At 63.2% G+C, this 26,102-nt stretch carries 23 protein-coding genes; 10 read left to right on the top strand and 13 right to left on the bottom strand.

Features of this window, described 5'->3' with window-relative positions; genetic code table 11:
• Positions 1-12: 12 nt before the first annotated feature.
• From DSM110093_RS16305 to DSM110093_RS16290, 4 genes are all read right to left on the bottom strand, one after another.
• Entirely contained in the window at positions 13-927 is a 915-nt protein-coding gene (locus tag DSM110093_RS16305; RefSeq protein ID WP_243266051.1) for an esterase-like activity of phytase family protein, read from the bottom strand.
• Positions 900-1,844: a penicillin-insensitive murein endopeptidase gene (gene mepA / locus DSM110093_RS16300; RefSeq protein ID WP_243266050.1), complete on the bottom strand. Its 945-nt coding sequence runs from the start codon at positions 1,842-1,844 to the stop codon at positions 900-902. The genes DSM110093_RS16305 and mepA overlap by 28 nt, the downstream gene beginning before the upstream one ends.
• On the bottom strand, positions 1,841-3,214 hold the full coding sequence (locus DSM110093_RS16295) for an MFS transporter (RefSeq protein WP_243266049.1): 1,374 nt from the start codon (positions 3,212-3,214) through the stop codon (positions 1,841-1,843). The genes mepA and DSM110093_RS16295 overlap by 4 nt, the downstream gene beginning before the upstream one ends.
• A 68-nt stretch (positions 3,215-3,282) precedes the next feature.
• Positions 3,283-3,852 (bottom strand): acyl-CoA thioesterase, encoded by a 570-nt coding sequence (locus DSM110093_RS16290; protein ID WP_243266048.1) that lies wholly within the window; start codon positions 3,850-3,852, stop codon positions 3,283-3,285.
• Positions 3,853-3,984: 132 nt separating this feature from the next.
• On the opposite strand from DSM110093_RS16290, the gene DSM110093_RS16285 reads away from it, so the two are divergent.
• The 5 genes from DSM110093_RS16285 (at position 3,985) to DSM110093_RS16265 (ending at position 8,836) form a co-directional block, all read left to right on the top strand.
• On the top strand, positions 3,985-4,272 hold the full coding sequence (locus DSM110093_RS16285; RefSeq protein ID WP_243266047.1) for a YggT family protein: 288 nt from the start codon (positions 3,985-3,987) through the stop codon (positions 4,270-4,272).
• A gap of 100 nt (positions 4,273-4,372) precedes the next feature.
• Positions 4,373-6,418: a DNA helicase RecQ gene (recQ, locus tag DSM110093_RS16280; protein WP_243266046.1), complete on the top strand. Its 2,046-nt coding sequence runs from the start codon at positions 4,373-4,375 to the stop codon at positions 6,416-6,418.
• A 30-nt stretch (positions 6,419-6,448) separates the two neighbouring features.
• Positions 6,449-7,228 (top strand): peroxide stress protein YaaA, encoded by a 780-nt coding sequence (gene yaaA, locus DSM110093_RS16275; protein WP_243266045.1) that lies wholly within the window; start codon positions 6,449-6,451, stop codon positions 7,226-7,228.
• Positions 7,229-7,319: 91 nt separating this feature from the next.
• Positions 7,320-7,970: a DUF1007 family protein gene (locus DSM110093_RS16270; RefSeq protein WP_243266044.1), complete on the top strand. Its 651-nt coding sequence runs from the start codon at positions 7,320-7,322 to the stop codon at positions 7,968-7,970.
• A complete protein-coding gene (locus DSM110093_RS16265) occupies positions 7,955-8,836 on the top strand; it encodes a hypothetical protein (RefSeq protein ID WP_243266043.1) in 882 nt (293 codons plus the stop codon). The genes DSM110093_RS16270 and DSM110093_RS16265 overlap by 16 nt, the downstream gene beginning before the upstream one ends.
• Here DSM110093_RS16265 and DSM110093_RS16260 read toward each other — a convergent pair.
• Genes DSM110093_RS16260 through DSM110093_RS16245 form a run of 4 tightly spaced genes read right to left on the bottom strand, consistent with a single transcriptional unit; the run spans position 8,833 to position 15,525 of the window.
• A complete protein-coding gene (locus tag DSM110093_RS16260; RefSeq protein ID WP_243266042.1) occupies positions 8,833-10,875 on the bottom strand; it encodes a hypothetical protein in 2,043 nt (680 codons plus the stop codon). The two genes, DSM110093_RS16265 and DSM110093_RS16260, sit on opposite strands and share 4 nt — an antisense overlap.
• On the bottom strand, positions 10,872-13,637 hold the full coding sequence (locus DSM110093_RS16255) for a DUF4159 domain-containing protein (protein ID WP_243266041.1): 2,766 nt from the start codon (positions 13,635-13,637) through the stop codon (positions 10,872-10,874). The genes DSM110093_RS16260 and DSM110093_RS16255 overlap by 4 nt, the downstream gene beginning before the upstream one ends.
• Positions 13,634-14,521: a DUF58 domain-containing protein gene (locus DSM110093_RS16250; RefSeq protein ID WP_243266040.1), complete on the bottom strand. Its 888-nt coding sequence runs from the start codon at positions 14,519-14,521 to the stop codon at positions 13,634-13,636. The genes DSM110093_RS16255 and DSM110093_RS16250 overlap by 4 nt, the downstream gene beginning before the upstream one ends.
• Entirely contained in the window at positions 14,518-15,525 is a 1,008-nt protein-coding gene (locus DSM110093_RS16245; RefSeq protein ID WP_243266039.1) for a MoxR family ATPase, read from the bottom strand. The genes DSM110093_RS16250 and DSM110093_RS16245 overlap by 4 nt, the downstream gene beginning before the upstream one ends.
• A gap of 70 nt (positions 15,526-15,595) precedes the next feature.
• Here DSM110093_RS16245 and DSM110093_RS16240 point away from each other — a divergent pair, with 70 nt between their 5' ends.
• Positions 15,596-16,171 (top strand): DUF1285 domain-containing protein, encoded by a 576-nt coding sequence (locus tag DSM110093_RS16240; protein WP_243266038.1) that lies wholly within the window; start codon positions 15,596-15,598, stop codon positions 16,169-16,171.
• A gap of 18 nt (positions 16,172-16,189) precedes the next feature.
• Positions 16,190-16,954: a TIM barrel protein gene (locus tag DSM110093_RS16235; protein WP_243266037.1), complete on the top strand. Its 765-nt coding sequence runs from the start codon at positions 16,190-16,192 to the stop codon at positions 16,952-16,954.
• On the opposite strand, the gene DSM110093_RS16230 is transcribed toward DSM110093_RS16235, so the two are convergent.
• The 4 genes from DSM110093_RS16230 to DSM110093_RS16215 all read right to left on the bottom strand — a co-directional run bounded on the left by DSM110093_RS16230 (position 16,943) and on the right by DSM110093_RS16215 (position 21,097).
• Positions 16,943-17,560: a glutathione S-transferase gene (locus DSM110093_RS16230; protein WP_243266036.1), complete on the bottom strand. Its 618-nt coding sequence runs from the start codon at positions 17,558-17,560 to the stop codon at positions 16,943-16,945. The genes DSM110093_RS16235 and DSM110093_RS16230 overlap by 12 nt on opposite strands.
• A 229-nt stretch (positions 17,561-17,789) precedes the next feature.
• Positions 17,790-17,996 (bottom strand): YdeI/OmpD-associated family protein, encoded by a 207-nt coding sequence (locus tag DSM110093_RS16225; protein ID WP_243266035.1) that lies wholly within the window; start codon positions 17,994-17,996, stop codon positions 17,790-17,792.
• A complete protein-coding gene (gene polA / locus DSM110093_RS16220) occupies positions 17,996-20,794 on the bottom strand; it encodes a DNA polymerase I (RefSeq protein ID WP_243266034.1) in 2,799 nt (932 codons plus the stop codon). Before polA ends, DSM110093_RS16225 begins: the two co-directional genes overlap by 1 nt.
• Before the next feature lie 123 nt (positions 20,795-20,917).
• Positions 20,918-21,097: a zinc-finger domain-containing protein gene (locus DSM110093_RS16215; protein WP_067622513.1), complete on the bottom strand. Its 180-nt coding sequence runs from the start codon at positions 21,095-21,097 to the stop codon at positions 20,918-20,920.
• 169 nt (positions 21,098-21,266) lie between these two features.
• On the opposite strand from DSM110093_RS16215, the gene gpmI reads away from it, so the two are divergent.
• From gpmI to DSM110093_RS16200, 3 genes are read left to right on the top strand one after another with little or no spacing between them, the layout of a single operon-like run.
• The gene (gpmI, locus tag DSM110093_RS16210; protein WP_243266033.1) at positions 21,267-22,784 is read left to right on the top strand and encodes a 2,3-bisphosphoglycerate-independent phosphoglycerate mutase; all 1,518 of its coding nucleotides are present in this window, start codon (positions 21,267-21,269) and stop codon (positions 22,782-22,784) included.
• Entirely contained in the window at positions 22,781-23,917 is a 1,137-nt protein-coding gene (locus DSM110093_RS16205) for a peptidoglycan DD-metalloendopeptidase family protein (protein ID WP_243266032.1), read from the top strand. Before gpmI ends, DSM110093_RS16205 begins: the two co-directional genes overlap by 4 nt.
• 3 nt (positions 23,918-23,920) lie before the next feature.
• Positions 23,921-25,258 (top strand): S41 family peptidase, encoded by a 1,338-nt coding sequence (locus tag DSM110093_RS16200; protein ID WP_243266031.1) that lies wholly within the window; start codon positions 23,921-23,923, stop codon positions 25,256-25,258.
• Positions 25,259-25,311: 53 nt separating this feature from the next.
• Here the strand turns inward: DSM110093_RS16200 and blaOXA are convergent, their stop codons facing one another.
• Positions 25,312-26,100, bottom strand: a complete 789-nt coding sequence (gene blaOXA, locus DSM110093_RS16195; protein ID WP_243266030.1) for a class D beta-lactamase — start codon at positions 26,098-26,100, stop codon at positions 25,312-25,314.
• Between the last annotated feature and the right edge of the window lie 2 nt (positions 26,101-26,102).

The following is a 26,102-nucleotide window of genomic DNA, read 5'->3' as shown; positions in this document are numbered from 1 at the left end:
ACGGAATGGTCTTTAGTCTTCGGAACCCGATTTGGCAAGGATCAGCTCAACGACCTCATTGCGCTGCACCGGGAAGAAATTATCGTCCGACAGCAGGATAAGGCGGGTTTGTCCTGCCGCGTCTTGCCAAGTGCTGAGCGCTTCAAGGTTGTCATATCGACCGGGGCCAGACGTCAGCAAAGTGGTTTCGCCAAGGTTTGGTGCGGTGAGGTCGAAACTGCGAATGCGGCTGCGGAACCCCAGCGGCGTCACCGTGCGCTCCAAAAGGTATAGCGTGCCACCCTCGGCAAAGTCCGCATCCACAGGCAGGAAAGGGCCCCGGCGCGGGATCTCTCCCACCACTGACCATGCCCTGCCGTCAAAGGCATAAAGCGGAAAGGGGCGGTCTTCGGCTCCGGAGCGTTCGGGCATGGTAAAGAGCCGCCCGTCAGGGTGGGCGGCCAGCGTCTCCATCCCCGCGTTCGGCTCAAACCCAGCGAAATCTTTGTGTTTGGGCAACGGCATGGTCACCCCGCTTTCAGGGTCTAGCCGGGCCACGTGATGGCTGTGTTCGAATGCCACATAAAGCTGCCCAGTGTCATCCTGCGCCAGCGCTTCAGCATCACGCATTTTATCACGCAAGGCGTTGCCCTTTGGCCCTTTGAGGGGCGCGTGTGCCTCAAGTTCAACAGCGACCAAGCGACCCTCTTCGCGGACCATGCGGGCCTGCACGACCCGCCCACGGTCAGACACCGCCGTTAGTTGCGTGCCATCGGCATTGACTTCGACACCCGAAAAGCCGCCGAACCACGGGGCCGGATGCGCCCATGTTAGCACGCTGTCCACCTGCACCACCGGCTGTGTCTGCGCGGCGGGGGCCGCGCAGGACATTAGCAAACAAAGCGGTAGGAAGGCGCGGATCAGTTTGCGTTCAAGACGGCGTTGCATTGCGCAGGCAGGTCCGCAAGCAGCAGCTCGCGCTTGGGTTTGGGCGTTGTCTTGGGCGTGTTCGGATCCGGCTTTGGCGGGTTAATGATATTGGCCTGCCATTGGCGTGCATCGGCACAACCGTCACCGGGTGGCGGCGGGGTTTGATCCACACAGCCGCGCGCACCTTTGGGGCAGACGATGCGGATGTGGAAATGGTAGTGGTGCCCATACCAAGGACGGATTTTGCGCAGATAGCTGCGGTCGCCCTTTTCATCTGCGCACATCTGCACCTTGGCACCGGGGAAAACAAAGATGCGGGCGGTGCGGGGGTCTTGGGCTGCGGCCTTGATGACTTCGTGATGCGCAGGCGTCCACGACGAATTTACATAGGCCCCGCTGGAGCGACGCATGGAAATCGACGAGATATTCTCACGTTGTGCACGGCTGAGGTTCAGCGACTTTGGCGGCAGCATCCAGATATCAGCATCCAACCCCATTTGGTGGCTAGCGTGGCCGGTCAACATCGGCCCCCCGCGCGGTTGGCTCATATCGCCGACATAGACGCCCTCCCAACCCGGTTGTTGTGCGGCTTTGCGGCTGAGCTTTTTGACCATATCGATCATCTCAGGATGTGCCCAGTTGCGGTTGCGCGATAGGCGCATGGCCTGCCATGTCGGCCCGGTTTCCGCCAGTTGTTCGGCCCCGGCAAGGCAGCCTTTGGAGTAGCTGCCATAGGCGGCGGGCGATTGAGCAGAGGCGAAATTCTTGGCCCCGAACAGGCGCTTTGCCTCCACGTTGCTCAGCGCGCCGCCCGATGACCCGATGGTCGGCAGGGCGACTTTTTCGCCGCTGATATCGGTTTCGGTCCGGTCGCCCCCGCAGGAGGCGAGCGCAAAGGCCAGTGCCACGGAGGTCAGGGTGCGAAGCAGCGTCATGTGGCGAAATCTCCCTTGGGTTTGACCCACGCTAACAGGATCAATCCGATGATGAAAAGCCCAACAACAGGGGTAATGCCCAACCTTTGGCTGCCGGTGATGTCACTTGTCAGCCCGATCAGCGCAGGCGCGAGGAAAGATGTCGCTTTGCCCGACAGCGCATAAAGGCCGAAGGCTTCGGTCATCCGCTCAGGGTTTCCCTGCCGTGTCAGCATGTTACGCGATGATGCCTGTAGTGCACCGCCCGCCGCGCCGATGGATGCACCAGCAACGTAGAACAGGATATCGGGCAGGGCAGACCCCTCTGGCAAAGAAACGCCCATAACCGAATTTGGCCCCAAAGAGATGATGAGACAGGCCGTTGCGATAAGAATGATGCAGCAGGCCACGATCACCGGCATCGGCCCGATGCGCCGGTCGATCCGCCCGCCCAGCACGCAAAACACAGCGCCCGAGATAGCAGCAAGGATGCCAAAGATGCCGATCTCTTGGATGGACCACTCCAGCACGCCAAGCGCATAGACCCCGCCGAAGGTGTACATCCCGTTCAGCGCATCGCGGTAGAACATGGAGGAGCCGAGATAGGCCAGCAATGAGGGATGCTTTGGCAGGCCGCGCAGAGTGCGCAGCAAATCCGACAGACCCGCGCCCACACGATAGCGCACAGCACCGGGTTTCGGTGTGTCGCGTATGTAAAGAAAGAAGGGGATCATAAAAACAGCATACCAGATCGCCGCCATCGGGCCGACGATGCGTGTGTCAGCCTTTGTCGATGGGTCCAATCCGAACAGCGGCGTAAGCCCTGCCATGGTGCGGCCATTCGCGCCGCTTTGAAACAGGGCAATCATCGCAATCAGCGCCAGTACCCCACCTGCATATCCAAAGGCCCAGCCATCGCCCGAAATGCGCCCCCGCTCATCCGCGTCGTGGTGCAGTTCGGGCAGATAGGCATTGGTAAAGATCGTGGCAAACTCCATCCCAATCAGGCCAATGCCAAAGAAAAACAGCGCCCAAAGCATTGAGAAATCTGCCGGGGCAGTCCACCACAGCGCGCCTGCGCCCACCACATACATGGCCGAGAAAAGCCAGATCCAAGGCATCCGCCGCCCGGAGGAATCCGCGACAGCCCCCAACACCGGGGCCAAAATCGCAATCGCAATGCCCGCAAGCGCCAATCCATAACCCCAATAAGCCTGCGCCTGCGCTTTGGCGGCGCTGAGGTCCATCCCGCCTTCGACCAGCGCATTGGTAGCGGTCTGGGCGAAATAAGGGCCAAAGATGAAGGTAAGCAACAGGGTGTTATAAGGCTGGCTGGCCCAGTCGAAAAAGTACCATCCCCAGATGCGCTTGCGCCGCGTGATCTCTGCCATAATGCGCCCCTTCGCGGCCTGCCTCGGTTTGAGTTAGAGCAGGGCGCGGGACAAGGCGCAAGCGTGGCTTAACCGGCGGGGTGTTGAGGAGTGGTGCTTGCGTCCTGCATCGGCGGCCAAGCACGATGACTGTCGGCGCGGATCCATTCGGCCACCCAACTCGGCACCTCTGGCGAAGGTTGTTGCCGTCCCATAGCGCCCAGCACCTTTTCCGGCGGGATCAGTCCGTTTTTATCCGTCACGGCAGAGCGATACAGCACGTGGCTCGCGCATTCGCCGTTCTTCTTCCACATGGATTGCTCAAGATAGATGAACTTGTCATCCCAGCACAGCGTCCGGCTGCGCATCTCGAACTTCTCAAACATGCGGATGCGGCGCCGGAAACGTGTGCTTGAGCCTGCGATTGTGATTGCCCATTTGTTCTTCCGCAGCAGCGTGATCAGCCCGGCACGCTGCGCCATGGCGGTGCGGCCCAGATCATAGAGCGACAGCGCCCGCCCGTTGTTCAACTCCATCCAGATATCGAGGTCATGCGGCCAGCAGATGTGGTGGCTGACATGGGTGTCGGTCAGATTGTCCAGCGGCGCCTGCCGCGCGGCGACAATGACGTCTTTGGCCATGCGGATGATCGGGAACATTGGGCTTTCCTTTGTTAGATCAGCGTGGATTTGCGGCGAAAGGTCTGCGGGGTCAAGCATATACGTCGCGGCACTCTTGCCCTTTCGGGGCAGGGCGCTTAACTGTCTTGCGTCACACCAAGGGGATATTCCATGACGTCACTGTTCCAAATCCTGATGCTACTTTTGAACATCGTTTGGTTCATTGTCATCGCACATGTCATCATGTCTTGGTTGATCAACTTTCAGGTGCTGAATCTCCGCCAGCCCTTGGTTGCGCAAATCTGGGACGGGCTGAACCGCATTCTAGAGCCGGTTTATAGCCGCGTGCGCAGTGTGATCCCGCCGATGGGCGGGCTGGATCTGGCGCCATTGATCGTGCTGATCGCCGTGGCCGTCGCGCGTATCGTGCTGACAAACAACGCCGCAGCCTTCTACTGACGCGCCGCTTGCGAGATTTTACCGCGCGTATCTGGCCTTGTTCACGATTTGTTAGTGTGGGAGTCTGCATGAAAAGAGCAGACAATCTTACAGGTTCTCCATGACAGGCGCTGCCACGCTTCTTCGTGATGTATTCGGTTTCGACGGCTTCCGCCCCGGCCAGCAAGAGATTGTTGAGGCCGTTACCGAGGGCGAGAACGTGCTTGCCATCATGCCCACGGGCGGCGGTAAATCCTTGTGTTTCCAACTGCCTGCGCTGATGCGCGAGGGGGTGACCGTGGTCATCTCCCCGCTGATCGCCCTGATGCGCGATCAGGTTCGTAGCTTGCAAGAAGCGGGCGTCGCGGCGGGCGCGCTGACCTCGGGCAACACACCCGAAGAGACCGACGCGGTTTGGGAAGCGTTGGAGGCGGGCACGCTTAAACTGCTCTATATGGCGCCTGAACGGCTCGCCGCAGGCTCCGCCATGGGCATGTTGCGGCGCGTCGGCGTCAATCTTATCGCCGTGGACGAGGCGCATTGCGTCAGCCAATGGGGCCATGATTTTCGCCCCGACTACCTGCGCATCGGTGAATTGCGCCGCACGCTGAACGTGCCGCTGGCCGCCTTCACCGCCACGGCTGACGCTGAAACGCAGGTTGAGATTGTCGAGAAGCTCTTCGACGGCACCCCGCCGCGCGCCTTTCTGCGTGGGTTCGACCGGCCCAACATCCACCTTGCCTTTGCCGCCAAGAACAAGCCGCGCGATCAGATCCTGAATTTCGCCGCCGCCCGTAAGGGGCAGTCGGGCATCGTCTATTGCGGCACGCGTGCCAAGACCGAAGGGCTGGCCAAGGCGCTGCGCGATCAGGGGCAAACGGCGCTGCATTACCACGGCGGGATGGAGGCCGAAGACCGCCGCATCGCCGAGCGTCGGTTCCAGCAAGAGGACGGGTTGATCGTCTGCGCCACGGTGGCGTTTGGCATGGGCGTCGACAAGCCGGACATTCGCTGGGTCGCCCATGCGGACCTGCCAAAATCGATCGAGGCTTATTATCAGGAGATTGGCCGCGCCGGGCGTGACGGTGCCCCGGCTGAAACCCTGACCCTCTTCGGCCCCGATGACATCCGCCTGCGCCGCAGTCAGATCGACGAGGGGCTGGCCCCGCCCGAACGCCGCGCCGCCGATCACGGGCGGCTCAACGCGCTGCTCGGTTTGGCCGAGGCGCTGGAGTGTCGTCGCCAGACCTTGCTGGGCTATTTTGACGAGACCGAAATCACCTGCGGGCGCTGTGACCTCTGTGATACGCCCGCGGATGTGTTCGATGGCACCACGGCAGTGCGCAAAGCGCTCTCGGCCATGTTGCGCACTGATGAATGGTTCGGCGCGGGGCATCTGATCGACATCCTTTTAGGCAATGAGACCGACAAGGTCCGTCAGCGCGGCCACCAGTCCCTGCCCACTTACGGCGTCGGCGGCGAATACAGCCGCAATGAATGGCAGGCCGTGTTCCGTCAGATGATGGGCCATGACCTTGTGCGCCCTGATGCCGAACGCCACGGCGCACTGCGGATGACCGATGCCGCCCTGCCGATCCTGCGCGGCGAGGCATCGATCAACCTGCGCCGCGATACGATCAAGGCGGCAGGAGCCAATCGCCGACCTGCCGTCAAAGCGATGGTCAGCGATGAAGACGCGCCGCTGCTGTCGGCGCTCAAGGCCAAGCGCCGTGCACTGGCCGAGGCAGCGCGCGTGCCTGCCTATATCATCTTCACCGACCGCACTCTGATCGAGATGGCTGAGGCGCGTCCGCAAAACCTAGATGCCATGGCCCGGATCGGCGGCGTGGGGGCGAAAAAGCTGGAAAATTACGGCGCCGCTTTCCTTGAGGTCATCAACGGCGAGGCGCAGCCGATGCATAAGGCCCGGCGTAAACTGGCGGGGCGCGAGGCGGGCAATGTCTATGACCAGTTGCTGCAGGTGCAGGCCGATCTGGCGCGCGGTGAACAAGGCACAGACAAGCCGCTGAGCTGTTCTGCCGCGATGCTGGCCAAGGTCGCACAACTGCGCAGCGCCGACAGTTCCGCGATTGAACGCTTGCTCGGCGACAAACGCGCCGAACGCTTTGGCCCCGCCTTTCTGGACGTTCTGCGCGACGCGGGCTAAATCACCCCGACACGCCCCAAGGAGACTGCCATGCTCGTCGTTATTTCCCCCGCCAAACGCCTTGATTGGGCCGAGCGCGATGTCGCTGTGACACAGCCTGATTTTCAGGAAGACGCAGTGCGGCTCGCGACCACGGCGCGTAATCTCACCTTAGGCAACCTCAAAGACCTGATGGGGCTTAGCGACGATCTGGCCCGCCTCAACCGCGACCGGTTTCAGGCGTTTGAGGCGGAACCCAGTGCCGAGGTCACCCGCCCCGCCGCGCTGGCCTTTGCGGGCGATACCTATCAGGGGCTGGAGGCCGCAAGCCTTGACGCGGATGAGATGACCTATGCCCAAGACCACCTGCGCATCCTCTCTGGCCTTTACGGCGTGCTGCGCCCGCTCGACGCGATCCAACCCTACCGGCTGGAGATGGGCAGCAAGCTTAAAACCCGTCGCGGCGGAAATCTCTATGACTATTGGCGCGATGGGCTGTCCAAGGCATTGAACGCGCAGGCCGAGGCAACCGGCAGCGATGTTTTGGTGAACTGCGCCAGTCAGGAATACTTCGGCGCGGTGGATCTGAAAGCGTTGAAACCGCGCGTGATCACGCCGCAGTTCATGGAAGACAAGGGCGACGGCAAAGGACCGAAAATCGTTAGCTTCTTTGCCAAGAAAGCACGCGGTGCCATGGCGCGGTATATCGTGCAGCACCGCGTGAATGATCCCGATGGGCTGCGGGACTTCGACAGCGGCGGTTATGCCTATCAGCCCGATGCCTCGACGCCGGAGCGTCCGGTCTTTGTCCGGCCCTATCCGTCGACCTGATCTGGGGGCGGAGGGCCAATGCGCGCGATCCCGCCTTATGCCACCCTCCGGGCAATTGCCGCGCATGGCGAAGGGGGGTAGACCTAGCGCCATGAAATACCCGCTCGTCACCGCTGCTCTTCTTGCCTGCGCCACGCCGCTTGGTGCGCATCCGCATATCTTCGTCGATACCGGGTTCGAGATGATCGTCGATGCCGAGGGCCGGTTGACCCATCTGCGGATCACATGGGCCTATGACGAATTCTATTCTCTGTTGGTGACTGAGGATCGCGGCCTCGACCCCGATTACGATAGCGTGCTGACCGAGGCGGAAGTCGCCTCTCTCAACGGGTTCGACATGCAGTGGGTCGAAGGGTTCAACGGCGATACGGTTTTGCTGAACGGCGGTGAAGAGATCGCGCTGTCGGGGCCGCAGGACGTGGAAACCCGCTTTGCCGAAGGCCGGATCATCACCAGCCATCTGCGCGCGATCGAAGGCTCGGCACCGGCGGCGGATGGGCTGATCATCAAACCCTATGATCCGACTTATTACACCGCTTATGAGGTGACGCAGAAGGTGAACATCCAAGGCACCAAAGCCTGCCGCGCGCGGGTCAAGATGCCGGATATGAACGCCGACCTGCGTGCCCTCCAGCAGGACTTGAGCGCCTTGGACGCAAATACCGATCCGAACGATGTGGGCCTGCCAGAAATCGGCGAAGCCTTGGCCAATGAGGTGGTGATCACATGCGACGCATCGTAGCGCTGGCGGCATTGGCGACCCTTTTGGCGCTGGCGGCGCTGTGGTGGACGGGCGGGTTCAACGCCCTTGCCCATTGGGCGGCGGGGCAGCAGCGCGGGTTTCAAAACAGCATCGCCAGCGGGCTGCGCGCCACGCGGGGGGGCGATACGGCGGCGTTCTGGACAGTGCTCTTGGCGTCTTTTGCCTATGGCGTCGTGCATGCGGCAGGGCCAGGGCATGGCAAGATCGTGATTGGCGGCTATGGGCTGGCGCGCTCGGTGCCGATGCTGCGGCTGTCGCTGATCGCTCTGGCCGCCTCGCTGGGTCAAGCGGTGACAGCGGTGGTCTTGGTCTATGCGGGGATCCTGCTTTTGGGCCTTGGCCGTGAGGCGCTGGTGGGCGTGACCGAAGACATCATGGCCCCGGCAAGCTATGGCGCGATTGCCCTTATCGGGCTTTGGCTGATCTGGCGTGGGCTGCGCCATGCGCGGCAAAAGAAGGTGGTGCACAGCGAAGAAGTCTGCGGCCATTGCGGTCATGCCCATGGGCCAAGCTTGGAACAGGTCCAGCAGGCGGGCAGCCTGCGTGATGCGCTGCTTTTGATTGCCGGGATCGCCATCCGCCCCTGCACCGGGGCGCTTTTCGTGCTGGTGATCACTTGGCATATGGGCATCGGCGGTGTCGGTGTTTTGGGAGCTTTTGCCATGGCCCTTGGCACCGGGTTGATCACCATCGCCACCGGTCTTGCCGCCACGGGGTTGCGGGCGGGGGTGCTTGGTGGGCTCGCCGGATCGCCGCGCTTGGCACAGGCCGCGGCGGTGGCCGAGCTGACGGCAGGGCTTATCGTCGTCACGCTTGCGGGCGGGCTGCTGCTTCGCGCGCTTTAACGGCGGCCTTCGCGCAGCCAAGCGGCAATGATGAACAGGGCCGAGAGCAACAGCACCAACCAACCCGGCAGCAGCGGCGTTTGCCGCACATCGCGGGTCTCATAAGCGCCACGTGGGGTCAGCCCCAGCCAGCCGCGTCCGGCAGCCGGACGGCCAAGGCGCACGTCGCGCAGGCGCGGCAGCCCGTCTTCCACCCGTGCCACGCCACCGCGCAGGGTGTCGATGGCTGGGCGCAGGGCTGCGTCACTGGCAATCGTCTCAATAAACTCGCGCGGGGCAGCAGGGCCGAGGCCGATGACAGTCACCTCCTCCCCGTTTTCCAATCGGTAGAGGCCCATCTCTTCGCCCGTGAATTCAGCCTCAAAACGGCCCGGACCAGCGGGGGCGAGGGGCACTTCGGTGGTGCTGCCATCCGGGGCGGTGATGGTGACGGGGGGCACGGTTTCATCCAAGGTGCGCCGAGTGATGCGCATGGTGCGACCTTGGGCGGTGGCGGTCAGCGCCTCTTCTTCAAGCTCGGGCTCTTTCATCATCCAATGGGCCAAACGGCGCAGCAGTTCCAACTGCGGGCCGCCGCCCTCATAGCCCCGGTTCCATAGCCAAGCGTGATCTGAGGCCAGCAGCGCCACGCGGCCTTCGTCGACGCGGTCAAGCACCAGCAACGGGCGGTCGTCTGCGCCGCTCATGACCACATCGCCACGCTCAGCCGTCACGTCGATCTGGCGCAGCCAACGGCCCCAGTCGCCTTTGCCCGGCAGCTCGGCCGTCACGGGGTGGCGCTGACCGATGTCGGTCACGACGGGGGGGAAGGCTTCCTCCAGCACCCGTGCGGTGGGGGTGGCGGGCAGCACCGTGCCAAGTGGCGACCGGTAGAGGCTGTCGGCACTGGCGAAATCCGGCCCCGCCGCGACCAGCACCGCGCCGCCCTTGCGCACATATTGCGCCACGTTGTCGAGGTAGAGCGCAGGCAGAATGCCGCGCCGCTGGTAGCGGTCAAAGATGATGAGATCGAAGTCGTCGATCTTGTCCATGAACAATTCGCGCGTCGGGAAGGCGATCAGCGACAACTCGTTCACCGGCACTCCATCCTGTTTATCGGGCGGGCGCAGAATCGTGAAATGCACCAGATCGACCGCGCTGTCGGACTTCAGCAGATTGCGCCACGTGCGCCCACCGGGATGCGGCTCGCCTGAGACGAGCAGCACGCTCAGCCGGTCGCGCACGCCGTTCATCTGGATCAGGGCGGCGTTGTTGCGGTCGGTCAACTCACCCTCGGCTTCGGGCAGGGAGAAACGGATCACATTGCGCCCACCGTGGGGCAGGGCAACGGGCAGTTCGAGGTCTTGGCCTATGGGAACATCAAAGCTTTGTGGGTCTTCCCCATCGACAGAGATATCAAGCTGGGTCAGCCCCCCGTCCTCAGGCGCGGCGCCCAGATCGTCGATGCGCAAGGTCAGGGTTACAGGCTCGCCGATAATGGCAAAGGCGGGCACATTGCGTACGGTCAGGCGGCGGTCCCAATCCGCGGCCCGACCGGTTTGCAGCAGGTGCAGCGGCGCGGGTAGGTCAAGCGGCAGGTCCGCGTCATGCACCCGGCCATCGCTGACTGCCAAAATGCCCGCGATCCTCGAACGTGGCTCTTCGGCCAGTGCATCAGCCAAGGTGGTCATCAGCCGTGTGCCCGCATCCTCGGCCCCGTCGGGAACGGTGATCCGGCGCAGTTCAGTGTTGGGGCGTGCAGTGATGCGGGCGACCATCGCCTCGGCGGCGGCCTCGGTTTGATCGGCGCGGTCGGCAAGCCGCTGGCTGGCGCTTTCGTCTTCCAACAGCAGGACGATGTCTGCCAGCGGCGCGCGGTCCTCGGTTTGATAGGAGGGGCCAGCCAATGCGGCAAGCACCACCACGGCGGCCAGCCCCCGTAGTGCCCAACCCGACAGGCCCCGCCACACCGCCAGCAGAACGCCAAGCGCGGCAAGCACCCCCAGCCCAATCAGCAGCGGCAGCGGGATCAGCGGGTCGAAAAGCACGGTTCCGGTCATTGGCCCAACCTATCGAGCAGCGCAGGCACATGGACCTGATCGGATTTGTAGTTGCCCGTCAGCACATGCATCACGAGGTTCACGCCAAAGCGGTAGGCCAGTTCGCGCTGCCGCTCCCCGGCATAGCCGCGCCCGATGGGCAGCAGCGGCGCGCCATCACGGCGCACGGCCCAAGCGGCGGCCCAATCGTTGCCGCCGATCACCACCGGGGTGACGCCGTCATTAAGGTTGCGGAAAGGCATGCCTTCGATCCGCTCGGCATCGGGCGGCGCGGCCTCAACCCAGACATCCCGGCTGGTGTAGCGGCCGGGGTAGTCTTGGAGCAGGTAGAAGGTGCGGGTCAGCACATGGTCGCCGGGCAGCGGCTCTAGCGGGGGAATATCCAGCGGCGCGGCAAGTTCTTGCAGCTTGCGCCCGTTCGGGCTGGCGGCACCATAGCTTGCGATATCGGCATCGCGGGTATCAAACAGGATCAACCCGCCCGAGCGGAGGTAGTCATTCAGCTTGCCATAAGCCTCGGTTGAGGGTTGCGGTTGATCGGGGGTGACGGGCCAATAGAGGATCGGGAAAAAGGCGAGTTCGTCCTGCTCCAAATTGACACCCGTGGGCAGGGCAGGCTCTACCGTGGTGCGAAAATAAAGCGTATCCGACAGGCCGGTCAGCCCGGCGCGCGCGACCTCGTCAACATCCCTATTACCGGTCAGTACATGGGCCAGCGTGACTTCGGAGGCGGAGCGCACGGCAAAGCTTTCGGGGTCAGTCTCTTGCGCGTCACCCATCTGGGGCAGGCCCAGCCCCAAGACCAGCGCCAAGGTCCCGGTCGAGCGGCGCAGTAGCAGCCCCGAAAGGGCGAGGGAGGCCAGCACATCGGCCACGAGCAGCAGGATCGCGAGGCTCAGAAGCGCTCCGGCCAGCGGCTGTTCGGGCGGTAGCGCAAGACCACGCAGCGGCACATCCGAGGGCCATGTGGCGGGGGTGAGCGTGGTCTCAGCAGTCAGCACATTGCGCGCCAGCCGTCGGTCTTCTGAGCGGTAGATGCCGGGCGGCAGGGCCGGGCCAGCGGGGGCCGAGATCAGGTCGGGCCCCGCGACACCGGGCAGGTTGCCCGCGTCCGAGAGGGTGCCGAAACCATCCATCACCCGCAGCGGGGTCCATGTGGTGCCCTCAAGGCTGCCGGCCTCGGGCGTGCTGGCCCCCGACGATACGGCCAGCCGCTCCATCATTTGCACAAAAAGGCCTGACAGCGGCAGAGTCGACCATTCCGCCGTGGCGGTAACGTGGAAAAGCACGATCTGCCCCTGACCCACAGCCTTGCGCGTGACCAGCGGCGTGCCGTCACTCAGCGACGCAATCACCCGGTCGGCCAGTGTCGGGTCCGGTTGCGCCACGACCTGCGCGGAAACGGTCACGTCCTCCGGCACCGGCAGGCCAAAGAAGGGCGATCCGTTGCGGAAAGGGGCCAGCGCCTTCGGCTCACCCCAAGACATTGCCCCGCCCACGCTGCGCCCCCCGGCGCGCAGGCGCACGGGCATCAGCGGGTCTTCGTCGATGCGGCTGACATCACTGGCGGCAATGCGTGGCCCGGCGAAGCGGATCAGCATGCCACCCGCATCGATCCACTCTTGCAGAGGCTCTGCTTCGGCAGGGCTGAGGGTGGCCACATCGGCCAGCACGATCACATCGGGGTTGGCGGGCAGAACATCGGTCAGCGTGCCGTCGATCAAGTCGGCACTCGGGGCCAGCGCTTGTTCGATGTAGTGCAGCGGAGAGAGCAGTTGCAGCCCCTCCTGCGCGCCACGTCCGCCGATCAGCGCGACCTCGCGGCGGCGCAGCCCGTCGTCGACCAAGGTGCGCGCCCCGGCAGAGCGTTGGCCCGCGATATCGAAAGAGGTCAGCCGCGCGCGCAGTTCTGCCGGAAGGGAAAGGGAGGTAGTGGCCTCTGTCGCGCCCGCCTCGAAACTGGCATTGGCGGTGGCCAAAACGCGGGCATTGCCTGCGGGGTCGCGACCATGGGCCTGCACCACGGCCTCGCGCTCCGGGCTGGGAATGGCGCGGCGCAGGGTCAGGTCGATTGCGCCATCTTGGTAGATGGCGGGGGCGATGCCGATGACGTTGTTGGCCGACTGATGCACTTCAACCGCGCCTTTGGTCTGCAACGCGGCGAGAAGATCATCGCGGCCCGGATAGTTCAAGCCATCGCTGAACCACATCGTGTCAAAGGCGGGCAGGTCTGCCATGATTTCGGTTGCGCGAGCGATCTCAGCTGGGGAAGGCTGCCATGGCGCGGGGGAAAGCCCGGCAAGGCGGCTGCGCCATGCGTCTGCGGATTGGAAGGTTGGCACCTGCGGGTTGGTCAGGGTCAGGATGCCCACCGTCCGCTCGGCCCGCCCGGCGCGGGTCAGCTGCGCGTCCACGGCGACCATCTGTTGGTCCCAGCGGCTGGCCCCGGCCCATGATGTATCCAGCACCAGCAACAGCGGACCGCTGCCCTGTTCCGCCTCGGCCTGCGGGTTCAGGACCGGCCCGGCAAGGCCAACAATGATCGCTGCCACGGCCAGCATCCGCAGCAAAAGCAGCCACCACGGGGTGCGGTCCGTCGTGCTTTCGTCATCCGCCAGCCCCAAAAGCAGCGCCACACCGGGAAAGCGGCGGCGGATCGGGGCGGGGGGCACGGCACGCAGGATCAGCCACAGGATCGGCAGCGTCAGCAGGGCCAGCAGCAGCCAAGGCGCGGTGAAACCGATGCCGCCGAAAACGCTCATGCAGCACTTCCTTGTCGCGCGTCCAACGCGCCATAGAGCCACAGCAGTGCCGATTGCGCCGACGCATCTGTGTGGTGCAGCCCATAGCGCCAGCCGGTGCGGGCGCAGAGTTGTTGCAATTCATCTTTGCGCGCCGCGAGCCGGTCGAGATAGCGGTCGCGCAGGTCATTCGCCTTGAGCGTCTCATGGCGCAGCGTGCCGCCGACGCTTTCGAAAATGGTACGGCCGGCAAAAGGGAAGGCTTCCTCTGCTGGGTCGAGCAGGTGGTAAAGCACGCCGCGCACGCCGCGATCAGCGGCTTTGGTCAGCGCTGCCTGGACCGGTTCAAGATCGCCCATGAAATCCGAGATAAAGATCGCCCGCGCATGAGGGATCATGCCGCGGTGTTCGGGCGGGGCATATTCGCGGGTGTCTTTTTGGCAGAGCAATTCGGCCAGACGCAGCACCTGCGGATTGCCGCGCCGTGGCGGCAGGGCGGTGCCGGTCAGGCCCACACGCTCACCGCCGCGCAGCAGCAGGATCGACAGCGCGAGGCCCAACAGCCGCGCGCGATCCGCCTTATCGGGCAGCTCTTTATCAGAGGCAAAGCGCATCGACGCGCCCTGATCGACCCAAAGCATGACCGACTGCGCAATCTGCCATTCCCGCTCGCGCACGAACTCCTGATCGCCGCGTGCCGAGCGGCGGTGGTCGACCATGCGGCGGCTGTCGCCCATTTGCGCCGGGCGGTATTGCCAGAAATCATCCCCCGTTCCAGCGCGGCGGCGGCCATGGGCGCCGGGCAACACGGCACCGGCCAGATGCTCGGCCCGCGCCAAAAGGGCGGGAAGCCGGGCCGCTTCGCCCTCGGCGTCGGCCCTGAGGGTTAGGGGGGAATGGGTCACGCGGCGGCCTTTTTCCCGATCAGTTGACCGGCGGTGGCGTCGATCAGCCCTTGCAGGCTTTCGCCGCGCGCGCGAGCGGCAAAGTTCATCGCCATTCGGTGGCTTAGCACCGGGCGGGCCATCGCCAGCACGTCTTCGGCAGAGGGGGCAAGCCGCCCCTCCAGCAGCGCACGGGCGCGGACCGTCAGCATCAGCGCCTGCGCGGCACGGGGGCCGGGACCCCAAGCAACACTCTCGCGCACCGCCGGGGTGGCCTCGGGTTCATCGGGGCGGAAGGCGCGGACAAGGTCAAGGATCAGCTCCACCACGCTGTCGCCTACGGGCATCCGGCGCAGCAGGTTTTGTGCGGCCAGCAGGTCTTCGGTAGTGAAGACAGGGCGCACCGCGCCATCTTCGACGCCGGTTGTGGCGATCAGGATGTCCCGCTCCGTCGCGCGGTCGGGGTAGGCCACGTCGATCTGCACGAGGAACCGGTCAAGCTGTGCTTCGGGCAGGGGGTAGGTGCCTTCTTGCTCGATCGGGTTCTGGGTGGCGAGCACGTGGAAGGGCTGGCCGAGGGCGCGGTCTTGCCCAGCGACAGTCACGGTTTTTTCCTGCATCGCCTGCAAAAGCGCAGACTGCGTGCGCGGGCTGGCGCGGTTGATCTCATCCGCCATCAGAAGCTGGCAAAAGATCGGCCCTTCGATAAAGCGAAAGGCCCGGCTGCCGTCGGGCGCGGTATCAAGCACTTCGGAGCCCAGAATATCGGCGGGCATCAGATCGGGGGTGAATTGCACGCGGCTGCCCTGCAGGCCCATAACGGTGCTCAAAGTCTCGACCAAACGCGTCTTGCCCAAGCCCGGCAGACCAATCAGCAGGCCGTGGCCACCGCAGAGCAGAGCCGTGAGCGCGAGGTCCACAACCTGCTCTTGCCCGACGAACCGCCCGGTGATCGACTGCTTGGCCTTGCCTAGCTTTTCGGTCAGCGCTTCGATTTGCGCGATCAGATCATCCGCTTCGGCCATGACATTTCTTTCCCCGGAGTTATATCTTTCAGGTGTAAGTGTATCGCGACCAAAGGGAATGGCAAAACCAATGAGCGGACAAAATACCGTGACACCCAGTGCAGACAGCCTGATCGAAGCCGCCAAGGCCGCAAAAACGCGCGGAACCCCGCCGCTTGAGAAGTGGAACCCGGAATTCTGCGGCGATCTGGACATGCAAATCAAACGCGACGGGACGTGGTTTTACCAAGGCACGCCGATCGGGCGGATTGAATTGGTCAAATTGTTCGCTTCGATTCTCTGGCGCGAGGGGGATGACTATTTCCTCAAGTCCCCGGTTGAGAAGGTGGGCATCACGGTCGAAGATGCGCCCTTTGTCGCCGTTGATTTCGAGGCCGAAGGCGCGGGCGAGGCGCAGCAGTTGCGGTTTCTCACCAATCTGGGCGACGTGGCCGAGGCGGGGCCGGAGCATCCGATCCGCGTGGTCCGCGATGAGGAAACGGGCGAGCCGTCGCCTTATGTGTCGGTCCGCCGGAACCTTGAGGCGCTGATTGACCGCAAAAGCTTTTACCGCTTGGTCGATCTTGGCCAGCACCGCGGCGGTTGGTTTGGTGTCTGGTCCGGCGGAGAATTCTTTGGCATCATCCCATCGGAAGACCTGCCGTAAGTTGACTGAAAGACCCGAATGCCGCTGATCCCTGCCGCCAATCTATCGCTGCTATGGTCAGAGCTGCCCTATCTGGACCGGTTCGACGCGGCGGCCAAGGCGGGGTTTCGCGCGGTTGAGGTGTTGTCTCCCTATGATATGCCCGCGAAAGAGACGCAGCGTGCCTTGCTGCGCAACGGATTAACCCTTGCCCTGATCAATGCGCCGCCGCCGAATTATACGGGCGGTATGCCCGGCTTTGCGGCCATTCCGGGCGGGGAGGCGCGTTTTGCTTATGATATGCGGCGCGTTTGGCGCTATGCCGACGCGCTGCGGCCCAAGATGGTGCATGTGATGGCCGGAGAGGCCGAAGGGGCAGCGGCGGCAGAGATTTTTGTGGCGAACCTCAAGCATGCAGCGGCTGCGGCACCTGTGGGCGTCACTTTGATGATCGAGCCACTGTGTCCGCAGGCCAAGCCGGGGTATTTTCTGAATGACTATGCGCAAGCGGCGGAGCTGCTGGCGGCGGTGGATGAACCGAATGTGGCACTGCAATTTGACAGTTTTCACGCGCAGATGATCCACGGCGATGCTGTCGCGGTTTTCGAGGAATATCGCCCCCTGATCCGCCATGTGCAGCTAGGCGACGCACCGGGGCGTGGGGCGCCGGGCAGTGGCGAAGTCGATTTCGACGGGCTCTTTGCCGCGCTGCGGGCGGGTTATGATGGTTTTGTCAGCGGGGAGTATGCGCCGGGCGCGGCGACAGAGCAGACGCTCGGATGGGTGGCCGCCTTAGGGGAATGACACCGGCGCATCGTCGGGCTGCCACTGGGGGTATTTGCTCATCACGCTTTCGAACCGGGGCGAGGTGAGGAAGCGGTCGAGCCACCCTTGCAGATGCGGCCAATCCTGAGCGTCGAACCAGTCGCGGTCGATGAAGGCGAACTGCCGCACGAAGGGCAGGATCGCGTAATCTGCCAGCGTGGGACGGTCGAAAATCCAATCGTCCAGTTGCGCATCGAGGTCTTGGAGAAAGGCGGCGGCCTTGGCGCGTTGTTCTTCGGGGTCCACATCGGGATAGCGGGTGGCGTATTTGGTGCGGTCCAGCGCGTCTTTGAACGGGCCATCGGCGCGGGCGATCCAGTCGTGGCCTGCGCTCGGCATGTCGCGCCAGCCTTCGGGATCGTTCAGCGCCAGCGCCCATTTCATGATGTCGAGGCTTTCGTCGATTGGGCCCTCGTCTGTCACGAGGCAAGGGACGGTGGCAGTGGGGGAGGCTGCAAGAAAGGCATCGGGTTTGTCGCGCAAGACGACTTCGCGCAGATGGACCTGCGTGCTCGAGGCGGCGATAGCGAGGCGGGCGCGCATGGCGTAGGGGCATCGGCGGAAGGAGTAGAGAATTGGGGTCATGGTGTGTGAATAGCGGAAAAAAGTCCGAGATTCTATGCGCAGACGACGATCTATGCTATCCGGCCCGGAATCAAGCCGCAGGCGCCGGGCCATCGCCTGCCCGCCCGGACGGGTAGGCGATTTGGCGAGGCTTGGCGCAACTTAGCTAAGTCACATCATGGCTGAACTATAAAGTGGCATGAACGAGCGTCGGGATCGCCGACCCGCGGGCAGACGATGGCCCTCTCTCTCACTGAAACGGTGTCGGCGGCAGCCCCTTGCCCGCAAAGCGCGCCACATCATCGACCCGCTTGGACCGCGCTGTCGTGGTCCGCGCATCGTCAATCCACGCCAGCGCATCGTCGCGCAACTCATCGCTGTAGCCGTCCCAGCCCGCCTGTGCGCCGGTCTCTTCCAGCGCTTGGGCGAGGTCTTCGGGGAGGTCTGTATGATCCATCAATGCGCCTCCGCCCAGTTGGCACCGACGCCAGCATCGACGATCAGCTTTACGTCAAGCTTCACCACCGGATCATTGGCGTTCTCCATCACCTCGCGCGCGGCGGCGATCAGGGCGTCTTCGGCCCCTTTTTCGACTTCGAACAGCAGTTCATCGTGCACCTGCAACAGCATCGTCGCGGGCAGATCGGCGATGGCCTCGGGCATCCGCACCATGGCGCGGCGGATCACGTCGGCGGCGGTGCCTTGGATCGGCGCGTTGATCGCGGCGCGGGCGGCGAAACCGGCCTGCGGCCCCTTTGCGCCGATGTTGGGCGTGTTGATCTTGCGACCGAACAGCGTCTGCACAAACCCGTGCTCTTTGGCAAAGGCTTTGGTGTCATCCATATAGGTGCGGATGCCGGGGAAACGTTCGAAATAGCGGTCGATAAAGCCCTGCGCCTCGGCCCGTGGAATGCGCAGATTGCGCGCAAGGCCAAAGCCGGAGATGCCGTAGATCACGCCAAAGTTGATTGCCTTGGCGTTGCGGCGGATCTCGGGGGTCATCTGATCCATCGGCACGTCGAACATCTCGGACGCTGTCATGGCGTGGATGTCGTCGCCGCGTTGGAAAGCTTCCTTGAGCGCGTCGATCTGGGCGATATGTGCGAGGATGCGCAGCTCGATCTGGCTGTAGTCCAGCGCCACCAGAACCTTGCCCTCGGGGGCGACGAAAGCCTCACGAATGCGGCGGCCTTCTTCGGAGCGGATCGGGATGTTTTGCAGGTTCGGATCGGTCGAGGCCAAACGCCCCGTCGCCGCCCCGGCGATAGAATAGCAGGTGTGCACCCGCCCCGTATCGGCGTTCACATGGTCTTGCAGCGCGTCGGTATAGGTCGACTTCAGCTTGGACAGTTGCCGCCAGTCCAGCACCCGACGGGCGAGGTCATGTTCGGTGGCCAGATCCTCCAGCACATCCGCACCGGTGGAATATTTGCCGGTCTTGCCCTTCTTGCCGCCATCAAGCCCCATTTTGCCAAACAAGATTTCACCAAGCTGCGCGGGGGAGCCTACGTTGAACGCTTCTCCGGCCAGATCGTGAATGTCAGCCTCTAGCCCCGCCATTTTCTGGGCGAAAGCGTTGGACATCCGGCTGAGCGTATCGCGGTCGACGAGTATCCCCGAACGCTCCATCTGCGCCAACACGGGCACCAACGGGCGCTCAAGCGTTTCGTAGACTTTGGTCACTTCAGCGCGGTGCAACTGCGGCTTGAAGAGTTTCCACAGGCGCAGGGTGACATCGGCATCCTCGGCGGCATAAGGCACGGCGTCTTCCATCGGCACCTTGTCAAAGGTCACGGCGGATTTGCCGCTGCCCAGTAGCGGTTTGATCGGCAGGGGCGTGTGGCCAAGGTAGCGTTCGGAAAGCGTATCCATGCCATGCCCGTGCAGACCTGCGTGCATCGCGTAGGACATCAGCATCGTGTCGTCGATGGGCGCGACAGTAATGCCCAGTTGGGCAAAGATTTTGCCGTCGTATTTCATGTTTTGCCCGATCTTGAGAATCGCAGGATCCTCCAGCATCGGGGTCAGCAGTTGCAAGGCTTCCTCAATCGGCATCTGGCCGGGGGCGAGGTCATCGGAGCCGAACAGATCATCGCTGCGGCTGGCCTTGTGGGTCAGCGGGATATAGCAGGCCTGCCCGGCTTCAACCGACAGCGACACGCCGACCAGTTCGGCGGTCATCTCGTTCAGACCGGTGGTTTCGGTATCGACCGCGACATAGCCGACCTCATAAATCCGGTCGAGCCAGACGCGCAGCGCCTCGGCGTCGCTGACCTGCTCATACTTGCTGTGGTCGAAGGGTACGTCTGCCACTTGCGGTGCGTCGGCCACGGCGGGCGCTGGCGCGTCGGGGATGGCGGGGGCTTCGCGGCCCAGCACTTCGGCCACGCGCTTTGACAGGGTGCGGAACTCCATCTCAGACAGGAAGCCGAGGAGCTGTTCCGGGTCCGGGTCGCGAACCTCAAGATCGTCGATGGTGAAATCCAGCGGTGTGTTCTCATCCAGCAAGACGAGGCTGCGGCTGAGGCGGATTTGCTCGGCATGGTCGATCAGGGTTTGGCGGCGTTTGGGCTGTTTGATCTCGTTCGCGCGCTCTAGCAGCGCATCCAGATCGCCGTATTCGTTGATCAGCAGCGCCGCTGTCTTGATGCCGATGCCGGGCGCGCCGGGCACGTTGTCGACCGAATCGCCCGCCAGCGCCTGCACATCCACCACGCGGTCAGGGTAGACGCCGAACTTCTCGAAGACGCCATCGCGGTCGATGGTCTTGTTCTTCATCGCGTCCAGCATTTCCACGCCGTCGCCGACCAGCTGCATCAGGTCTTTGTCGGAACTGATTATCGTGCAACGCCCCCCGGCGGCGCGGGCCTGTACGGCGAGGGTGGCGATGATGTCGTCGGCCTCATAGCCCTCAAGCTCTTTGCAGGCGATGTTGAAGGCCTCGGTCGCGGTGCGGGTCAGCGGGATCTGCGGGCGCAGGTCTTCGGGCATGGCCTCGCGATTGGCCTTGTACTGGTCGTACATGTCATTGCGGAAAGTGTGGCTGCCCTTGTCGAAAATCACGGCGACGTGCGTCGGCGCATTGGGGCCGGTGTTGCCCTCAACATAGCGGTGCAGCATGTTGCAAAAGCCCGCCACGGCGCCGATGGGTATGCCGTCGGATTTGCGCGTCAGCGGTGGCAGGGCGTGATAGGCGCGAAAGATGAAGGCTGAGCCGTCGATCAGATGCAGGTGGTGGCCTTTGCCGAATGTCATATGAATGCTCCGCTGGATTGGCGACCCTTTTGCCACGAAGCATGGCCCGCGGCCAGACGCCAATGCGCCGCGCGGGCAGGTTCGTGCCGTCGGTTCAGGTGTTCAGGTGAGGGCCGGAAAGGCTCAGACTTTGCCTTCGAAATCCGTATGGACGAATTTACAGTCACAATAACCGCATTCGACCCAGCCGCGATCTTGGGGGATTTGCAGCCAGACGCGCGGATGGCCAAGCGCGCCTTCGCTGCCGTCGCAGGCCACGCGCCAAGTGTTCACGATGCGGGTTTCGGGCGCTTGCAGGGTCATGGAGTTGGTCCTCGGCTCAGGCGAAAGTTGCCACTCGTTATGACCAAAGCAGGCGCGCGGGGCAAGGGCTCTGAGCGGGAATGGGAGGTTGGTGCACAAAGTGGTTCAAGTGCCAGCCTACAAGGGGTAAAAGGCGCTAACCAGTGACCTAGCCGGAGCAGACAGTCTGATGAGCGTCCCAAAACCTGTGGTATTGTGCATTCTTGACGGCTGGGGGCTGAGCGAGACCCGAGAAGGCAACGCGCCTCTACTAGCGGACACGCCAAATTTTGATCGCATCATGCAGGCAGGCCCAAGCGCACAGTTGATTACCCACGGCCCCGACGTGGGCCTGCCGCGCGGGCAGATGGGTAACTCTGAGGTCGGCCACACCAATATCGGCGCGGGCCGTGTGGTGGCGATGGATTTGGGGCAGATTGATCTGGCGATAGAAGACGGAAATTTTGCCGAAAACGCGCGTTTGCGGGATTTCATCGCCAAGCTGCAAGCGGCCGGCGGCACGGCACATTTGATGGGCGTCGTCTCGGACGGTGGGGTGCATGGGCACCTCAATCACATGATTGCAACCGCCCGTGCGCTGGATGCGGCAGGACTGCCGGTGGTGATCCATGCGGTAACAGATGGGCGTGATGTTGCGCCTTCTTCGGCGCTTGGATATTTTGAAACGCTGGAAGAGGCGCTGCCCGAAGGCGTGCGCATCGTTACCGTTACGGGCCGCTATTTCGCACTGGACCGTGATAACCGTTGGGACCGCGTGGCCAAAGCTTCTTCTGCGATCCTTCAAGGAGAGGGTGGCACGGCCCCCGATGCGCGCACCGCAGTGCAGGCGGCCTATGAACGCGGCGAAACTGATGAGTTTATCGCCGCCACGGTTATCAATGGTTACGCAGGCGCGGCCTTGGGTGATGGCCTTTTCTGTCTTAACTTCCGCGCCGACCGCGCGCGGGAGATCATGGCGGCCCTGGGCGATCCGGCGTTTGACGCATTCGAAACTGGCCCGCGCCCCGAATGGGCAGCGCTGATGGGGATGGCGGAATACTCCAAAGACCACGCCGCCTATATGACGACGATGTACCCCAAGCCCGATATCGTGAACACGCTGGGGGATTGGGTGGCGCAGCAGGGACTGCGGCAGTTCCGTCTGGCCGAGACCGAGAAATATCCGCATGTGACCTTTTTCCTTAACGGCGGCGTTGAAACCCCAGCCGAGGGTGAGGACCGCAACATGCCCAAGTCGCCCAATGTGGCGACCTATGACATGCAGCCCGAGATGTCTTGCGCTGAGGTGACGGATCAGTTCGTGCAGGCGATCGAGGCGGGCTATGACCTGATCGTGGTGAACTATGCCAACCCCGATATGGTGGGCCATACCGGTGATGTGGCAGCGGCGGTTACGGCCTGCGAAGCCGTTGACGCGGGGCTGGGCCGGGTGCTGACGGCGCTAGAGGCCGCAGGCGGCGCGATGATCGTCACGGCGGATCACGGCAATTGTGAGATGATGATCGACCCCGAGACCGGCGGTGCGCATACGGCGCATACGCTTAACCCGGTGCCGGTGGTGCTGGTGGGCGCCCCCGAAGGGACCGCATTGCGTGACGGGCGACTGGCCGATCTGGCCCCGTCGGTGTTGGAGTTGATGGGCCTGCCGCAGCCCGATGAAATGACCGGGAAAAGTTTGCTAAAATGAAGCATTTCGCTGCGGCTGTCCTTTTTGCCTGTCTTCCTCTCATGGCACAAGCGCAGGCCAAGGGGGCCGCAGCAGAGGCGCGCGCGGCAGCGTCGGCTCTTGAGGCAGCATCGACCAAGCTCGATCAAGCCGATGGAGCGCGTGACCGGGTGAAAGCGCTGACCGAGACGATTCAGGCGTTTGAGGCGGGGCTCGCGGCAATGCGCGCGGGTCTGCGGCAGGCGGCAATCAACGAAGCGCAGCTGAGCCGCAAACTACAGGCCCGTGAGGGTGAGGTGGCGCAGTTTCTGGGCGTCCTGCAAAGCATCGGCGGCGATCCTTCGCCCGTAGTGCTGTTGCATCCAGATGGCCCGATGGGCACCGCCCGCGCCGGGATGTTGCTGGCCGAATTGACGCCCGCGCTTAACGCCCGCGCAGACGCGCTGCGCCAAGATTACGATGACATCAAAACCCTCCGCGCGTTGCAAAACGATGCGGCGCAGCGTTTGCAACAGGGTCTGACCGAGGTGCAGGGCGCGAGAACCGCGCTTAACCAAGCCATGGCCAACCGCACCGATCTGCCCACACGCTTTACCGAAGACCCGGTGCGCACTGCGATCCTTATTGCGTCGACCGAAACGCTGGATGGGTTCGCCAGCGGCCTCGCGGAAATCACCACTGGCGCGGTAGAGCCTGCCCCGGCGAATCTTGACGGGCAGGTGGGTGATCTGCCGCTGCCTGCCCAAGGGCTGATGCTGCGCGCGGCTGGCGAAACCGATTCCGCCGGTGTCACGCGGCCCGGCATGATCCTTGCCACCCGCCCCCGCGCCATCGTCACCAGCCCCTCGGCGGCGACGATCCGTTACGTGGGTCCGCTGCTTGATCTGGGCAATGTCGTGATCCTTGAACCGCAAGTCGATACGCTTTTTGTGCTGGCGGGGCTGGATATCGTTTACGGCCAAGCCGGGCAGGTGATTGCCGGTGGCACGCCCATTGGGTTGATGGGCGGGCCGGAAAGCGGCACAACTTCCCAGATGTCACCAATTGGTGAAGGCACTGGCACTGACCGGACAGAAACGCTCTATATAGAAGTCAGGCAAGACAACACACCTCAGGATCCGGCAGACTGGTTCCGCACCGACAAGGATGGATAGCAGATGAAGAAATTCGTGATGGCAGCCGTTGCAGGCACGGTCGCGGGGGTGGTGGCAACCACTCAGATCGCCGGACCGCTGTTGGCGCAAGAAGCTGAGAAGACGACAAACGTCTATGAACAGCTCGACCTCTTTGGCGATATTTTCGAACGCATCCGTGCGCAATATGTCGAAGATGTCGAACCCGGTGACCTGATCGAAGCCGCGATCAACGGCATGTTGACCTCGCTTGATCCGCATTCGTCATATTTGTCGCCCAAGGACGCCGAGAAGATGCGCGAGCAGACGCGCGGCGAATTTGGCGGTCTGGGCATTGAGGTCACCCAAGAAGAGGGTTTCGTCAAAGTCGTCTCACCCATCGACGAAACACCTGCCGCCGAAGCAGGGATTGAGGCCGGTGATTTCATTACCCATGTCGATGGCGAAAGCCTGCTGGGCCTTGGCCTTGATGATGCGGTCGAGATGATGCGCGGGCCGGTCGGGTCTGAGATCATCATCACCGTGGTGCGCGAAGGCGAGCCGGAGCCCTTTGACGTGTCCATCGTGCGCGACACGATCCAACTGACCGCCGTGCGCGCCCGCACCGTGGGCCAAACTGCCGTGCTGCGTCTGACCACATTTAACGAGCAGACCTATCCCAAGATGAAAGAGGGGCTGGAAGAGCAGATCGAAGAGGCCGGTGGTATCGAGGGGATCAACGGCATCGTAATCGACATGCGCAACAACCCCGGCGGTTTGCTTAATCAGGCGATTGCCGTCTCGGATGCCTTCCTTGAGGAAGGCGAAATCGTCAGCACCCGAGGCCGCGATATCGAAGATGGTGATCGTGTGAACGCCACACCGGGCGATCTGGCGATGGGCAAACCGATTGTTGTGCTGATCAACGGCGGCTCTGCCTCGGCGTCTGAGATTGTCGCCGGTGCGTTGCAAGACCACCGCCGCGCCATCGTGATCGGCACTAAGAGCTTTGGCAAAGGGTCGGTCCAAACGGTCATGCCGCTACGTGGTGACGGGGCAATGCGCCTGACCACGGCGCGGTATTACACGCCGTCGGGTCGATCGATCCAAGCGCTTGGCGTGTCACCTGACATCGTTGTGGCCCAGCCCCCAGCGGCACCGGAGACTGAGGAAGACGAGGCATTGTCCGCACGTCCCCTCCGCTCGGAAGCTGATCTTCGCGGGCGGTTGAACAATGACAGCCTGACCGACGATCAGATCAAACAGATCGAAGATGACCGCGAAAAGGCCCGCATCGCGGCCGAACTGCGCGAAGAGGATTACCAGTTGGCCTATGCCATCGACATCCTCAAGGGTCTGTCGGCTTTGGGTCCGAACGAGTAACGGGGCCTTACCCGAAACGCGAAAAGCCCCGCTGGCAGCAGCGGGGCTTTTTGTTAGTCAAGCTGGCGTGGCCATTCGTTGAGAAACGCATCGCGGGTCAGATTGCCCGGAGAGCCGTCTGTGCGATGCGTGGCTTGGGTAAGGGTGACAAAGACCACCTGCCGATCCGCCTTTTCGGCCCAGCCCAGATACCACCCCCAACCACGGGCATAGTCAAAGCTGCGGTCCGCACGTCGGGGGAAGGCTGCGCCGGTTTTGCCCTTGATCTGCCATCCGGCCACGTCTCGCCGTTCGACAATCGCGCGGGCCTTTTGCATGGCCGCAGGAGATACGGGCAGGGCGTCGCGCAGCAATGTGCGTAGAAAGGCCGCTTGCTGGCGTGGGGAAACCTGTAGCGAAGAGGCGATCCAAGCGCGGTCTAATCCGTTGTCTTGGCCCGCGTCGCCACTGAAATCTGCATTGCCATAGCCAAAGCGCCGCGCATAGTGCGCGAGTCTGTCAGCGCCTAACTCATGCGTCAGCCGGCGCGAGTACCACAGCACTGAATAGCGCAACCAGTCGGTGGGAGACGTGTCCTGCCGCCACGGCGCACCGCCCCAATCGGGATCGCCTGTTCGGTAGCTGAAAACCGGGGTTTCGGCGTCGGTCAGAAGCCCCGTGTCATAGCCGATCACCGCCAGTGGCAGTTTGAAAGTCGATGCCGGAGTGACGGGTCGGTCACAGTCGCCCTCTTCCAACAGGGTCGCGCCGGTGGGGGCGTCGATCAACAGCGTACATAGTGTCTCGGCTGAGGCGGGCAAGGCCATGGCGAAGGACAAAAGCAAAGAGCGGAATACGCGCATGG

Origin of the sequence: Sulfitobacter sp. DSM 110093 (assembly GCF_022788715.1) — a bacterium.
GTDB lineage: Bacteria > Pseudomonadota > Alphaproteobacteria > Rhodobacterales > Rhodobacteraceae > Sulfitobacter.
This window is presented reverse-complemented; position numbering and strand designations above follow the sequence as displayed.

Coding starts and splice junctions, on each gene's coding strand:
- DSM110093_RS16305 (WP_243266051.1), bottom strand. CDS start 927: ATGCAACGCCGTCTTGAACGCAAACTGATCCGCGCCTTCCTACCGCTT.
- mepA (WP_243266050.1), bottom strand. CDS start 1,844: ATGACGCTGCTTCGCACCCTGACCTCCGTGGCACTGGCCTTTGCGCTC.
- DSM110093_RS16295 (WP_243266049.1), bottom strand. CDS start 3,214: ATGGCAGAGATCACGCGGCGCAAGCGCATCTGGGGATGGTACTTTTTC.
- DSM110093_RS16290 (WP_243266048.1), bottom strand. CDS start 3,852: ATGTTCCCGATCATCCGCATGGCCAAAGACGTCATTGTCGCCGCGCGG.
- DSM110093_RS16285 (WP_243266047.1), top strand. CDS start 3,985: ATGACGTCACTGTTCCAAATCCTGATGCTACTTTTGAACATCGTTTGG.
- recQ (WP_243266046.1), top strand. CDS start 4,373: ATGACAGGCGCTGCCACGCTTCTTCGTGATGTATTCGGTTTCGACGGC.
- yaaA (WP_243266045.1), top strand. CDS start 6,449: ATGCTCGTCGTTATTTCCCCCGCCAAACGCCTTGATTGGGCCGAGCGC.
- DSM110093_RS16270 (WP_243266044.1), top strand. CDS start 7,320: ATGAAATACCCGCTCGTCACCGCTGCTCTTCTTGCCTGCGCCACGCCG.
- DSM110093_RS16265 (WP_243266043.1), top strand. CDS start 7,955: ATGCGACGCATCGTAGCGCTGGCGGCATTGGCGACCCTTTTGGCGCTG.
- DSM110093_RS16260 (WP_243266042.1), bottom strand. CDS start 10,875: ATGACCGGAACCGTGCTTTTCGACCCGCTGATCCCGCTGCCGCTGCTG.
- DSM110093_RS16255 (WP_243266041.1), bottom strand. CDS start 13,637: ATGAGCGTTTTCGGCGGCATCGGTTTCACCGCGCCTTGGCTGCTGCTG.
- DSM110093_RS16245 (WP_243266039.1), bottom strand. CDS start 15,525: ATGGCCGAAGCGGATGATCTGATCGCGCAAATCGAAGCGCTGACCGAA.
- DSM110093_RS16240 (WP_243266038.1), top strand. CDS start 15,596: ATGAGCGGACAAAATACCGTGACACCCAGTGCAGACAGCCTGATCGAA.
- DSM110093_RS16235 (WP_243266037.1), top strand. CDS start 16,190: ATGCCGCTGATCCCTGCCGCCAATCTATCGCTGCTATGGTCAGAGCTG.
- DSM110093_RS16230 (WP_243266036.1), bottom strand. CDS start 17,560: ATGACCCCAATTCTCTACTCCTTCCGCCGATGCCCCTACGCCATGCGC.
- DSM110093_RS16225 (WP_243266035.1), bottom strand. CDS start 17,996: ATGGATCATACAGACCTCCCCGAAGACCTCGCCCAAGCGCTGGAAGAG.
- polA (WP_243266034.1), bottom strand. CDS start 20,794: ATGACATTCGGCAAAGGCCACCACCTGCATCTGATCGACGGCTCAGCC.
- DSM110093_RS16215 (WP_067622513.1), bottom strand. CDS start 21,097: ATGACCCTGCAAGCGCCCGAAACCCGCATCGTGAACACTTGGCGCGTG.
- gpmI (WP_243266033.1), top strand. CDS start 21,267: ATGAGCGTCCCAAAACCTGTGGTATTGTGCATTCTTGACGGCTGGGGG.
- DSM110093_RS16205 (WP_243266032.1), top strand. CDS start 22,781: ATGAAGCATTTCGCTGCGGCTGTCCTTTTTGCCTGTCTTCCTCTCATG.
- DSM110093_RS16200 (WP_243266031.1), top strand. CDS start 23,921: ATGAAGAAATTCGTGATGGCAGCCGTTGCAGGCACGGTCGCGGGGGTG.
- blaOXA (WP_243266030.1), bottom strand. CDS start 26,100: ATGCGCGTATTCCGCTCTTTGCTTTTGTCCTTCGCCATGGCCTTGCCC.